The organism is Paenibacillus phocaeensis (assembly GCF_900021165.1).
In the GTDB taxonomy this organism is placed as follows: domain Bacteria; phylum Bacillota; class Bacilli; order Paenibacillales; family Paenibacillaceae; genus Fontibacillus; species Fontibacillus phocaensis.
In genome coordinates, this window is record NZ_FCOQ01000009.1 from 337,701 (window position 1) to 350,629 (window position 12,929).

Consider the following 12,929-nt stretch of genomic DNA (forward strand, 5'->3'; position numbering starts at 1 on the left):
TTTTACGTCGTCCGCTTGGGGCGCAGCACCAGCGATTTAGCCGAACGCCCCCGCCGCCCCTTGGCCGGCTTCCTTGGCTTCCATACGGCAAACTGCAGAATGAGCGTCACGATTCCAATCACGCCAACGAACACCAGGCTCCCCCAAAAGCCCGGTCGGCTGGTGTTATGGAACAAAGTTCCGGTCACCGCCAGGGCAATCAGGGCCATGCCGCCCCATCGCTTGACCTGTCCAAATACGCTAAGCTTGAGCAGCTTGCCCGAGGTCACGAGGATAAAAAACCAGTTATATAAAAGCAGCAATCCCGCCGATGTTGTGATGTATTCATAAATTCGCCCCGGCATGACGAAGGACAACACGACGGAAGCCGCAAGTCCGGCTGCAGTCATGCCGATGGCAAATACCGGGCGCTCCCGCCAGCCCTTTCGGGCAAATAACGGCGGCGCATCCTTGTCCTTGGCCAGCGTGACCAGCATCGTGGTTACCGCGTATAACGAAGCCACCATCGTAGAGAAGCCGGCTACGATCAATACGCCGTTAAACACATGGGGAATAAACGGAAGTGGATATTTGCCGAGAGCCGTAACGAAGGGGCTTCGTTTCGGGTCAATGGCATTCCAAGCCACCATCGTAACCGCAAGCCCGATCGATAATAAATACACCACTGAGAGCAGCAGCAGCATGATCGTGCCGGACTTCGGGGCCTCCTTCGGATTCCGCAGCCGGATGGCCATCATTCCCATCACCTCGATCCCGCCAAAGGCATAGAAGGCAAAGATAAATCCGGACCACAACCCCATTCCTCCCGCCGGAAAGAACGTCTTCGCGGTATGCGGAAATTCCGGCGCTTTCCCGCCCCCTCCGGGAATCCAGCCCATCAGCGCGGCACCGGCCACCCCCAGGAACATCAGAATGGCGGCGATTTTGATGACCGACAGCACATTTTCCATGGAATCAAACACCTTGTTGCCGAGCAGAATGACGCCAAGCCCCAGCACGGCATAACCGATCGCGAAGATCCACATCGGCACGCCGGGGAACCAAAAGCGTGAGAACAGCGACAACGCCGTTAACTGACTGCCCATGATCAGCAGCTCCGAACTCCAATATACCCAGCCGCTGCCGAAGCCTGCCCAACGCCCGAAGGCCCGCTTCGCGTACGATCGGAAGGAGCCCTGTTCCGGCCGATCCGCGGTCATACGCGCCAGCACCTCAAATACCGTGTAAGTGCCAATTGCAGCCAGCAGGAACGCAATCAGGATGGATGGACCTGCCATTCGAATCCCGATGCCTGAGCCGAGAAAATACCCAGTGCCTATGGTTGACGCAACCCCCAACAGGGAAAGTTGCCACCAGCGGAGCTCTCCTTTTTTCCCCTCACCGTCATGCGCCTTCGCCATTTGCCTTGATCCCTCGTTTCTTGAATTTCTTCAACCCTGCCATCCACCTATTGTGCGGCCCCGAAACAGGAAATATGTAACCACAGCTAAACGAACGGAAAACATGATATAATGTTTGATTAAGTCCGCAGCGATCGTCGCTTTTTTTTGTGGAGGGGGATCCATAACTAATACGGCAAAGGAGGAAGGGCTGTGGCATTCGGAGTGTCGCGAGAGGAATTGGAAGCATGGAAACGGACGGTGGCTCGCGGCGAAATCGGCTTCCTGACCCATTTTTGGCTGGATCCGCGGTTTCCCGGCGCCAAGACCGTCACCAAGGTCGGCTGCTCCGATTTGGAGCGGCTTAGAGCCTGGTGCGAAGCCCACGACCTTCCTGCCCGCTATATTCATCAGCGTTCGCCATTTCCCCATTTCGATCTCATCGGACCGAAACAACGGGAAGTGCTGCAGGAGGAAGGGCTCTGGGATCAATTAGAACGGTTCCGCCTCTTATGATAAAAGGCTGTTCGCCGGGTTCATTCCCTAGCGAGCAGCCTTTTGATTTTGATAGATTAATGCCCCGATGGGGCCGACAACCCCACCCGCTCGATCAGGATCGAGCTTTCCTCGTTTAATCCGATAATTTGGATTTCCTTACCGAGCTGGCGATATTTAAGGATCAGCTTCGAGACGGCATTCACCGCCGATTGATCCCATACATGGGACTTCGAGAAATCCACCGCCACCCGCTCCGGGTCACCAGCGGCATCAAACTCCTGCAAAAAATGACTTACCGTCCCGAAGAACAGCTGGCCGGCTACGACATAGGTTTTCACGCCCTGCTCTTCGCGGACGGAGGTCCGGATCCGGGCCATTTTCCAGGCGAAAGAAAGAGCGCTAAGCAAGACGCCGATGCCGATGGACAGGTTATCCGTTGCTACCACGGCCACCACCGTTACAACCATGTCGAGAGCGTCCGAAACGGGAACCTTGCGCAGCGATTTCAGCGAACTCCAATCGAAGGTGCCGATCGAGACCATAAACATGACGCCGACAAGCGCCGCCATGGGAATCCGTTGAACCACGTCACCTAGCACGATCACCAGAAACAGAAGGCCTACGCCGGACACCAGCGTCGACAGCCTCGTGCGTCCGCCGGACTTCATGTTGATCATCGATTGGCCAATCATGGCGCAGCCCGCCATCCCCCCGAAAAATCCGGTCACGACGTTCTTGCGTTTTAAAGTGTATCCTTTTATAATAACAAAGTAATCAAATGTTTAATCATTTGAATTTATTGAGGTGTAAACATGGAAATTGATCAGAGTAGTATAGAGATACAAAGCGAATTGTTGGAAAAGAAACATGCTCTTCTGCAAGAGATTCGTCAATCCACAGAAATTTTTAAGGCGATGGCAGATCCTATTAGACAAGATATTTTAATGATGTTTATGTTAGTAAAACGAATGAATGTTGCACAAGTTGTTGAGAAATCTCATCTGTCAAGACCAGCAGTCTCCCATCATTTGAGAATTCTTAAGCAAGCAGGTATTCTGAGTTCAACAAAAGAAAGAACCGAGGTTTATTACAATCTTACTTTTGGTGACACGGTTATTGAGCGACTTAAAATGTTAGTACAAAAAGCTGAAAGTTTATTAGATGACCCTACAAAAGTACATGAATAAAATATAAAAGGCTTTCTTTTTGATCCAATGAAGAAAGCTTTTTATTTAAATTTAATACTCAAATGATTAATTATTTGATTATTATAAAACTAAATTGGAGGCTGCATATATGAATTATGCAAATAAAACAGCCCTCGTCACAGGGGCTTCATCAGGAATAGGGGAGGTGTTCGCAAAGGAGCTCGCCAAAAAAGGATGCAATTTGATATTAGTTGCTCGGTCAGAAAAACCGCTCAATGAAATTGCCAAAAAACTACAAAAGGAATATTCAATTAAAGCTGTTTCTCTCCCGGTTGATCTTTCAGTTGGGAATGCAGCTGAAATAGTGCAGCAAAAAGTTGAAAGTTTAGGGTTGGAGGTAAATATTCTAATCAATAATGCTGGATTTGGAACTTTGGGAATCTTCAATGAAATTCCTGCTGGACGTTTGAATCAAGAGATCCAATTAAATATAACTTCCTTAACTGAATTGACTCATAAATTTATTGGCTCTATGATTAAGCGAAATGAAGGTGTTATTATCAATGTTTCTTCGATGACAGCATTTCAGCCGGCACCGTATATGGCTGCATACGGTGCAACAAAAGCGTATGTCCTATCGTTTACGGAAGCCTTATGGGCAGAATATAGAGATAGTGGACTACGTATCGTTGCATTGTGTCCAGGAGAAACGAAGAGTTCATTTCATGCTGTATCGGGTTCTACGAATTTGAAAAGCAAACGGATGGAGCCAATTGATGTTGTAAATGCAGCATTTAGGGCGGTAGAAAAAGACAGAGGTTACATAATCGCTGGAAAAAATAATTATTTAATGGCCCAATTACCCCGGTTTTTACCACGGAGTGTTGTTGTGAAATTTGCAAGACGTTTATTTCAATCAGCTTTGACCTCAAATAAGTTAACCTAACGGATACGATAGCAATAAACCGCCTTTTCAACGAAGGCGGTTTTCTTATGGTCAAATATCAACATTAGAATTTTAACATAGCCAAAATAAAAGAGCCTTGCTGATGCAAACGGCTGCACGCCGCCTGCCGTCAGGCAAGGCTCTGGGGAATTGAAGATTATCGTTTATTGAAGATCTCGGTCAGCACCGGTACGATTTGCGATTTGCGGGATACGACGCCCTTCAGCACCGCTTTGTTATCGGCCAGCTTCACGTTGTAGGCTTTCTCGACGGCATCGGCCGCCTTGCCGAGCGCCAACCCAACGGAATCGTTGTTCAGGATATCGGTGACGACGAACAGGAACAGATCGAGGCCTTTGCTGGCGATGATGCCGTTCAAAGCCGCTTCGACCTCGGCCTGACGGGACAAGACATCGTTGACGTCCACCGCGTTCACCTGAGCGATCTCCACTTTCGCCCCGCCCATCTCGAACTCTTTGGCATCCAGGGAAATCAGCTGCTCGATCGTCTTATCACTGAGGTCCGCTCCGGCTTTCAGCATATCCAGCCCGTACTCCTCCGCATTGACGCCGGCGATTTCGGCCAGCTCGCGCGCAGCGGCAACGTCCTGCTCGGTGCAGGTCGGCGATTTAAACAACAGGGAATCAGAAATGATGGCAGACAGCATCAAGCCGGCGATGTTGGCCGGTACAGCCACGCCGTTCTCTTTGTACATTTTATTCAGAATCGTTGCGGTGCAGCCCACCGGTTCCGCCCGGTAATACAGAGGTCCGCTCGTTTCGAAATTGGCGATCCGGTGATGGTCGATGACCTCGGCTACGCGCACCTGATCGATATCGGAGACGCTTTGTTGACGTTCGTTGTGATCCACCAAGATCACTTCCTTGGCTTCGCCGGCAACCGCCTCCACCAGGCGCGGCGCTTCAAAGCCAAAGCGCTCCAGCGCAAACGCCGTCTCCCCGTTGACGCTGCCCAGCCGTACAGGCTCTACGTTCCAGCCCAGCTTGGACTTCAGGTCCGCGTACGCGATCGCCGAACAAATCGTATCCGTATCGGGATTTTTATGACCGAAAATCAATACTTTTTCCATCTCATTACTCCCCTTTAACATGACTTCATGTCAAAAGTATAGCTTATTAGCGGAGGAGCAATCAAGACCGCCGTCCGGGCACCGCTCCTGCAATTTACTTCCCTGGACAAACCGGGTACGATCAAAGAATAATAGCGGGGAAGCGGCATTCAGCAAACGTTCAGGATCATCGTGCATAATGGAGGTACCCTAGTTTAGACATGTAGGGACAGGTGCAAGGGGGATTATAGAGATGAAGCAGGTCAAAGGAGCTAAGGTGCTGTTGGTGGATGATGAGCCGCATATCGCGCAGTTCCTTGAGCTGGGGCTGCAAAATGAAGGATTTGAGGTGCGTACCGCCGGCGACGGCATGACTGCGGTCGCTATCGCGGCCGAGTTTCAACCTCACGTGATCGTGCTCGATGTCATGATGCCGGGAATGGACGGCTGGGAAGTTTGCCGGCTGCTGCGAAAGAACGGCGATCATGTCGCCATCATCATGCTGACGGCGAAGGACGAGGTGGATGATCGGGTGAAAGGGCTGACGATCGGCGCTGACGATTATGTCGTCAAGCCTTTCAGCTTTGAGGAATTGCTGGCCCGGATCGGCGCCCGCCTGCGCAATCAGTTCCCGGCTCTGTTCGGCGAGGTGGTGATCGGCCCGTTCCGTCTGGACGATCGCCGCAAGGAGATCTCCTATTCGGAACGGGTGCTGGAGTTATCCCCTACCGAATACGAGCTGTTGAAATATTTGGTTCTGAACCAGGGGATCGTCTTAAGCAAAACGAGGATTTTGGATAAAGTCTGGGGCTACGACTTTGGCGGCGAGGAGAATATTGTGGAGGTCTACATCCGATCCTTGCGGGAAAAATTGAACGACCGGGAGCACCGGCTGATCCGAACGCTGCGCGGCGCGGGCTACCGCGTAGATCTGCCATGAAGCCCTTCGGCGGCGAAGACCGGACACGAGCTGCCGGGAAGCGGATCGCTGCTGCCGGGAAGCAGTTGGCCCGAAGGCTGCGGAGCGTGATTTCCCCGAGCTCGCTCCGATACCAGCTGTTGTCCCGTTCCCTCCTGATATTGGCCGCGCTCCTGATCCTGATCGGCGTCTTCCAATATGTCATCATGAAGGACTTCTTGTACAAGAACCAAGCCGAAACGATGGTCTCGCAGATGCGCGGCCCGCTCCGGGACGTGTTTGCACGGGCGGGACAGCCGGCCGAACGCTGGGGCCGGCTTAGGCCGGAGGCTGATCCAGCCGGTGACGCGGCGTATGTCGATCGGCCCCACCTCGGAGCCGGAGGCGGGGAGGGAGGCGGCGGACGTCCCACGCAATTGTTTATTCCCGATGCCTCGCTGGCCATTATCAACAGCGACAGCGGTTTTATCGATTTGAATGCCATTTCCGGCGCAGTTGCCCCCCGGCTGTCCGATGCGGAATATGACGCGCTGTTCGAAGAAGCTCCGCCCGGGCGACCGACACCGGAAGGCTACCGCATCCTCGAGGATGTAGCGGGAAAGGAACAGCTAGTCGTCTTCCGATTGGTGGAGTTGCCGGGCGAACAAGGCGAACGGGCCTGGCTCGTGCAGATGGGCACCTATACCGCGCCGCTGCGCGAGGTTGTGATGCGCCAACTGCTGACTTTCCTCAGCCTCTCACTTCTGGCGCTGGCCGGCGGGCTGGCGCTCTACCTGCCGATTTTGCGCCGAACCTTAACGCCGCTGAACCAGATGGTGCACACCGTCGAAGATACGAATGCCGGCAATCTCGGCAACCGGTTCACGGCTGCCTCAGGCCAATCCGAAGTTGATCGGCTGGGCGCCTCCTTTAACGGGATGCTGGAGCGGCTGGAAGCCTCGTTCGATGCCGAGCGCGAAGCGAAGGAGCAAATGCGCCGATTCGTCGCCGATGCTTCCCATGAGCTGCGGACGCCGCTCACTTCGATCCACGGCTTCTTGGAGGTCCTGCTGCGAGGGGCCGCCAACCGGCCGGAGCAGCTGCACGCCGCGCTGAACAGCATGCTGGGCGAGTCGCAGCGCATGAAGAAGCTGGTCGAGGACTTGCTCACGCTGGCCAAGCTCGACCGCACCCCGGTCGTGCAGCGGACCCGGGTGCGGCTGGACGAAGTGATCGCGGAGATGGAGCCGCATCTGCGGATACTGGCCGAAGATCGCGAAGTTCGCTTCGATCTGCAACCGGGGTTGACCGCGAGGTGCGACTGCGACAAAATCAAGCAGGTCGTACTGAACCTGTTTAACAACGCCGTTCAGCACACCGATCCGCAGCGGGGGACGATCGCCGTGCGCCTGTCCGCTCAGTCCAACCTGGCCGAGCTGGAGGTTCGGGACAACGGGCCCGGCATCGCTGCCGAGCATTTGCCGCATGTATTCGAGCGATTTTATCGGATCGATGCCTCCCGCACGCGTAAACATGGCGGAGCCGGGCTCGGCCTCTCGATCTCGCAATCGATCGTCGAAGCCCACGGCGGCAAGATCGAGGTTCGCAGCGAGCCGGGCCAAGGCGCGGCCTTCCGGGTGACGCTGCCAGCGATATAACCGGAGCGGGCGCGGGGATACGTGCCGCTTGGCCGGCCAACGAATTAACCACCTGGGGCCACAACAACAAAGGGATGCTGCACTATCGCAGCATCCCTTTGTATATCCCGGGCTCCGAGCCCTCGATCACAACCGCGCCGGTCGTCTTGGCGTAGAAGTCCTTCGGGCCCGCGCCGCCAATCGCGGCATAACCGTAGCCGTCCATCCGCATCAGATAAAGCGTATAGAGCAGCAGTTGTTTGCCGATGCCCCTGCCCCGCTCCTGTTCATCGACACCGGTCGGTCCGAAGAACCCTTTCATCGTGGTGTCATAGCAGGCAAAGCCGAGCAACTTGCCGTTCTCCGTGGCGATGATGCAGCTAATCGGCGTGTGGGCAAAGGCCACTTCACATTCGCTAACCCAATGCGCGTTGAAGTGCTCGCCTACCCATTTCGCGACAACATGTTTCTCCGGGCCAATCGCCCGGCGAATTGTAATCCCGGTCCGCGCTTCGTACTGCTCTACCGATTCGAACGGGGGCAGGTCGTATAACCTTACTAACATATCGGACATGATTTTCGATCTCCTTTGTTAGAAAGACGTGGTTTTGAGGGCTATTATACGTCTTGCCCACCCATCCGACAACCTTTTTCCGAACCTTGCGCCACCCAACGGGACCGGCCCCGGCCCTCAGCCATACCTCATGTCTCCCGTCACTCTGCTGCCGCTTCGATCACATACTCCTTGTATCTTCCGTAGTCACTTTGCCGGCATTCCAGAGCCAGCTTCGTCCCTTCGGCTTCATAGCTCGTATCCAGCACGTTGGCGTGCTCGTTCAGGTAAGAAACCAGGGACCCCTTATCATAAGGGATCAGCATCGTACACTTGACGTAGTCCTTAAAAATCCGCCGGCGGATTTCATCCACCAGCTCGGCGATGCCGATGCGGGGTTTAGCGGCGAGATAGATGATATCTCCCTGAACGTCCGGGATCGCCTGTTCCGTTCGATCGGATTTGTTATAGGCATAAATCGCCGGGATGTCGGTGATGCCGATTTCTTTTAACGTCTGATGGGTGATCTCGATCATCCGTGCAAATTCCGGGTTGGAATAATCCACGACGTGGATCAGCAGATCGGCTTCGGAGACTTCCTCCAATGTGGAGCGAAACGCCTTGACCAGGTGATGCGGCAGCTTGCTCACAAAACCAACCGTGTCCGTCAGCAGAAAGGCTTTGTTATCCTCCAGCGGAATGTTGCGGACGGACGTCTCCAGCGTGGCGAACAGCATATCCTTCTCCAGCACCTGCTTCTCCTGCCCGGGGCTATACGTCTCAAGCAGCGCGTTCATGATCGTCGATTTACCGGCGTTGGTGTAGCCAACGAGCGAGACGACAGGCACGTCGTTCTTCTTACGCTGCTTACGCTGGGTTTGGCGATGGGCAACCAAAGTCTCCAGCTCGCGGCTGAGCGCGGTGATCTTCTCTTCGATCCGCCGGCGGTCGAGCTCAAGCTTCGTTTCCCCCGCACCGCGGTTCTTCGTGCCGACCCCGCCGCTCTGGCGGCCCAGCGATTCCCGCAGCCCGACGAGCCGCGGCAGCATGTACTTTAGCCGGGCCACTTCGACCTGAAGCTGGGCCTCGCGGGTTTTGGCCCGTTCCGCAAAAATATCCAGGATCAGCAGCGTCCGGTCAATAACCTTGCACGCCAGATCGGACTCCAGATTGCGGAGCTGCGATGGGGATAACTCGTCGTTGAAAATAACGAGATTGCCGCCGTGCGCCTCCATCAGCGCCCGCACCTCCGCGATTTTCCCCGTGCCGATATAATGCGACGGGGTAACTTTAGGCAGATTTTGCGTAAGCACGCCTACTACTTCAATGTCACAGGCCTCCGTCAAATTCGCCAACTCTTCCATTGAATAGTCAAAATCCGTCTGATGATTCAAATTCACGCCAACCAGGATGGCTTTTTGCTCTACTTGCTGTTGCAGTTGTTCTGTCATATTCGAGTTCCTCCCTTTAGGAAAAAAATAAACACAGGCACGGCACCTGTGTTTACGCAAACGGCTCCCAAAACAGCCCGAAACCCGCGAACTCAGGATATCTATCCCGTCCGCGTTCCCGGCCAAATCAGGCATATTCTATTCTAAAGTTCCATGTGGTTCCCTTTATCATAGCACACCTATCCCGTTCGCCCTGCACAGGTGCAGAGCCTTTGGCAGTATTCAATTAGCCGCGCAAAGTGGTGAAACGGAATTTAATGTACAACACGAGGAACCCTCCGTTCTTTTCATAGTGATTCCAGTTTATCACAATTCGTATTCGTTCACAATCCACGGAACATCTGCCCCCCTTGATTCGGCGTGGTCTGAAACAATCTTTCCTTTTTTGCGTATATAAGGAAGAACAACCGACGGACGGCTACCAGCCGGACTTTGCGCTGTTGGAAGAACAACGAAGGAGGAGGCGGAACCTATGAACGGATTTGGTCCCTCTCCGTTTGGCGGAGGCGGTGTCGGGGGCGGCGACATCATGTTTACGATTATCCCCGTATTTATGGTGATTTTTATCATTATCTTCATCGTGCTGATGGTTTCCAGTGGGGTTCGTTATGCCAAGAACGCCCGCTCCCCGCGGGACACAAGATATGCGCGAATCGTCTCCAAACGGATGGACGTGAAGCACAGCTCCAGTCACATGAATGATAACAATGCAATGCACAGCTCGTCCTCCCGGACGTATTATTACATCACGCTGGAGTTCGATAATGGCAGCCGTCAGGAGTATTTGGATGTGAAAAATCTGTACGGCCTCGTTGCCGAAGGCGATGTCGGGTATGCCGCCGTCCAGGGCGACTGGATTGTGGCGTTCGAGCGCGATACGGCACAGCGCCCAAGCGAAGGGACGTATTAGCCGGTTTGCGGCGGATACGAAGGCGATTCCGCACGACACAGGCCGCAGGCCAAGCAGTGTCAAACAAAAGAAGCGCGGTGCAAGAGAAATCTCTCTTGCATCCGCGCTTCTTTGTCCGATATCGTCAGTTCACCGGCAGTCCGCGCTCGCGCGCGAAATTGCCCCAATGCGGCTTACGTCCGTCGATGTCGATGAACCCGTATTCGTCGGAGAGGTCCCAGCTGGTCAAGGATTGGCCGGCTTTGTCGCGAACGTTCGGGTCAGCGGCCAGGGCGGCCACCGCTTGCCCGACGAAATACGGCGTTTCGGATTCGGCATATAACGGTTCCTTCTCAATGGCATCCTGCCAATTGGCTTCCTGGACGCCAAAGTAATCCAGCATCTGCTCGGAGCGCAAGAATCCCGGCGTCACCGCCAATGCCGTCACGTTGTGCTCCTTCAATTCCTCGGCCATGGCGGCGGCCAGGTGGATCGGCGAGATTTTGGCCAAACTGTAATAGACATTGCCCCGGTAATTGTAGGTCGAGCCGTCGGTAATTTCGATGACCAGGCCTTCCTTCCGTTTGATCATCATCGGTACCCCGTAGTAGCTCGTAATGAGGTGGGTTTGAACGGCCCGCTCCTGCATCAGGAGCCCATCGGCCAACGGTTGCTCCCAGAACGGCGTGTTCCAATGGGTTAGGCTCTCCCCGCCCCAAATATCGTTCACCAGAATGTCCAAACGCCCGTCCTGTTCCTTCTCCACTCGTTCGAACAACGCCTTGACCTGCTCCGGCGAGGTATGGTCCGTGCGGACGGCGATCCCGATTCCGCCGCGGGCGGTCACCATTTCGGCCGTCTCGTCAATCGTCTCCGTCCGGCCGATGTCCGACGCCTCTCCCCGAATGCTTCGTCCGGTGCAATAAACCGTCGCCCCCGCTGCCCCCAGCATAACGGCGATTCCCCGGCCTGCTCCGCGCGTTGCCCCGGCAACGACGGCTACTTTTCCCGCTAATGGTTTCTTGTCCATGGTTTCGTACGCTTCCTTTCCTGCTCGAAATTCGCTACGTGCCTTTGTAGGATAACAAAGTATATATGACATCTATTGTCTTATATCCGTGATATAATCATTCCAAGATAAATTTCATTTCGAGCCGAGGGAGGAAATGGAGTGCGTGCGGATCGATTGTTAACGATATTGCTGCTGCTGCAGAATCGCGGAAAAATGAGCTCGCGCCAGCTGGCGGAGCGGCTGGAGGTGTCGGAGCGGACGATTGCCCGTGATATCGAGGCGTTAAGCGCGGCGGGCATCCCCGTATATGCAGAGCGCGGCTCCCGCGGCGGGTGGGTGCTGGCGGACAGCTACCGGACGAATCTGACCGGCATGCGGCCGGAGGAAATCGTTTCGCTGCTATTGACGAACCATAACGAGTTGCTGAAGGATCTCGGGATTCAGGGGGACTTTCAGACTGCTTACCAAAAGTTGCTGGCTGCCGCCCCCGCGCCGATCCGGCAAGACGCCGAGTTGATCCGCGAGCGTATCCATATCGACGGGGCCGGCTGGCACGCCTCAAAGGAGGCTGTCCCTTGGCTCTCTGCTGTGCAGGAAGCGGTATGGGCCGAGCGGAAGCTGAGCATCCGCTACCGCAAGGAGGAGGACGTCACCCAGCGGATCGTGCGTCCCCTGGGACTCATCGCCAAGCGCGATGTGTGGTACTTGGCGGCCGAACAGGAACCGGAAGGCAAGCTTCGAACATTCCGCATCTCCCGGCTGGAGGAGGCACATGTCCTAGATGAGACATTCGTTCGGCCGAGCGATTTTGATCTGGAAGCGTATTGGGAGCAATCGACCGCCCGCTTTAAATCCGAGCTGCCTCGCTATCTCGCGCGGGTCCGGGCCACCGAAACCGGGTTGAACCGGCTGCGCAGAGAGCGGTTTGTCAATGTACTCCACGTGGAAGGGCCCGATAAACAGGGGCAACATCTGATGGAGGTCGATCTCCAGACGCTGGATTGGGCATGCGGGGTAATCCTGAGAGGCGGTCGGGATGTGGAGGTGCTGGAGCCTTCGGAACTGCGGGAACGGGTAACGGCCGAAGCCCGGGCAATCCTCGCGTTGTATGCGCGTTAGGTGACTACACTGTGTCCGAACGCTTTGCAGGATTATCCCTTTGGGTCAGACCGGCCCAGGTTCAATCCATAAGTAGTTCGTGAATAGTTCGTGAGTGGTTCGTGATTAGTTCTAGTTTATCGGTGGTTCATCTGTAATTGTGGTTCATGAGTAATTCACGGGTGGTTCACGGGTGGTTCATGGATGGTTCATGGGTGGTTCATGAGTAGTTCATGAGTAGTTCATGAGTAGTTCATGAGTAGTTCATTAATGGTCCATGATTAATTCACGATTAATTCACGAATAGCTCACGGGTGGTTCGCAATGGGTTCGCAATGGGTTTCTAACTGG

The 12,929-nt window shown here is 54.6% G+C and carries 12 protein-coding genes and 1 pseudogene; 7 read left to right on the forward strand and 6 right to left on the reverse strand.

Annotated elements, in window-relative coordinates:
• Positions 1 to 2: 2 nt before the first annotated feature.
• The gene (locus BN3795_RS04695; protein WP_068783555.1) at positions 3 to 1,400 is read right to left on the reverse strand and encodes an amino acid permease; all 1,398 of its coding nucleotides are present in this window, start codon (positions 1,398 to 1,400) and stop codon (positions 3 to 5) included.
• A 192-nt stretch (positions 1,401 to 1,592) separates the two neighbouring features.
• Between BN3795_RS04695 and BN3795_RS04700 the strand changes: the two genes are divergently transcribed.
• Positions 1,593 to 1,895: a hypothetical protein gene (locus BN3795_RS04700; RefSeq protein ID WP_068783556.1), complete on the forward strand. Its 303-nt coding sequence runs from the start codon at positions 1,593 to 1,595 to the stop codon at positions 1,893 to 1,895.
• A gap of 56 nt (positions 1,896 to 1,951) precedes the next feature.
• On the opposite strand, the pseudogene BN3795_RS04705 reads toward BN3795_RS04700, so the two are convergent.
• A pseudogene (locus tag BN3795_RS04705) lies at positions 1,952 to 2,611 on the reverse strand (SulP family inorganic anion transporter); the annotation flags it as partial.
• A 78-nt stretch (positions 2,612 to 2,689) separates the two neighbouring features.
• Here BN3795_RS04705 and BN3795_RS04710 point away from each other — a divergent pair.
• Entirely contained in the window at positions 2,690 to 3,064 is a 375-nt protein-coding gene (locus BN3795_RS04710) for an ArsR/SmtB family transcription factor (protein WP_068783558.1), read from the forward strand.
• 109 nt (positions 3,065 to 3,173) lie between these two features.
• Positions 3,174 to 3,971: an SDR family NAD(P)-dependent oxidoreductase gene (locus tag BN3795_RS04715; RefSeq protein ID WP_068783559.1), complete on the forward strand. Its 798-nt coding sequence runs from the start codon at positions 3,174 to 3,176 to the stop codon at positions 3,969 to 3,971.
• A 157-nt stretch (positions 3,972 to 4,128) separates the two neighbouring features.
• On the opposite strand, the gene BN3795_RS04720 is transcribed toward BN3795_RS04715, so the two are convergent.
• Complete coding sequence (locus BN3795_RS04720; protein WP_068783560.1) at positions 4,129 to 5,061, reverse strand: manganese-dependent inorganic pyrophosphatase; 933 nt, start codon at positions 5,059 to 5,061, stop codon at positions 4,129 to 4,131.
• A 232-nt stretch (positions 5,062 to 5,293) separates the two neighbouring features.
• On the opposite strand from BN3795_RS04720, the gene BN3795_RS04725 reads away from it, so the two are divergent.
• Complete coding sequence (locus tag BN3795_RS04725) at positions 5,294 to 5,980, forward strand: response regulator transcription factor (protein ID WP_068783561.1); 687 nt, start codon at positions 5,294 to 5,296, stop codon at positions 5,978 to 5,980.
• Positions 5,977 to 7,596: a sensor histidine kinase gene (locus BN3795_RS04730; RefSeq protein ID WP_110945013.1), complete on the forward strand. Its 1,620-nt coding sequence runs from the start codon at positions 5,977 to 5,979 to the stop codon at positions 7,594 to 7,596. The genes BN3795_RS04725 and BN3795_RS04730 overlap by 4 nt, the downstream gene beginning before the upstream one ends.
• An 82-nt stretch (positions 7,597 to 7,678) precedes the next feature.
• On the opposite strand, the gene BN3795_RS04735 is transcribed toward BN3795_RS04730, so the two are convergent.
• Positions 7,679 to 8,149: a GNAT family N-acetyltransferase gene (locus BN3795_RS04735; protein ID WP_068783562.1), complete on the reverse strand. Its 471-nt coding sequence runs from the start codon at positions 8,147 to 8,149 to the stop codon at positions 7,679 to 7,681.
• A 140-nt stretch (positions 8,150 to 8,289) separates the two neighbouring features.
• Entirely contained in the window at positions 8,290 to 9,579 is a 1,290-nt protein-coding gene (gene hflX, locus BN3795_RS04740) for a GTPase HflX (RefSeq protein ID WP_068783563.1), read from the reverse strand.
• A 472-nt stretch (positions 9,580 to 10,051) separates the two neighbouring features.
• On the opposite strand from hflX, the gene BN3795_RS04745 reads away from it, so the two are divergent.
• On the forward strand, positions 10,052 to 10,489 hold the full coding sequence (locus BN3795_RS04745; RefSeq protein WP_068783564.1) for a DUF2500 domain-containing protein: 438 nt from the start codon (positions 10,052 to 10,054) through the stop codon (positions 10,487 to 10,489).
• 124 nt (positions 10,490 to 10,613) lie between these two features.
• On the opposite strand, the gene BN3795_RS04750 is transcribed toward BN3795_RS04745, so the two are convergent.
• Entirely contained in the window at positions 10,614 to 11,498 is an 885-nt protein-coding gene (locus BN3795_RS04750) for an SDR family oxidoreductase (protein WP_068783565.1), read from the reverse strand.
• 141 nt (positions 11,499 to 11,639) lie between these two features.
• Here BN3795_RS04750 and BN3795_RS04755 point away from each other — a divergent pair, with 141 nt between their 5' ends.
• Positions 11,640 to 12,599: a helix-turn-helix transcriptional regulator gene (locus BN3795_RS04755; protein WP_068783566.1), complete on the forward strand. Its 960-nt coding sequence runs from the start codon at positions 11,640 to 11,642 to the stop codon at positions 12,597 to 12,599.
• Positions 12,600 to 12,929 lie beyond the last annotated feature (330 nt).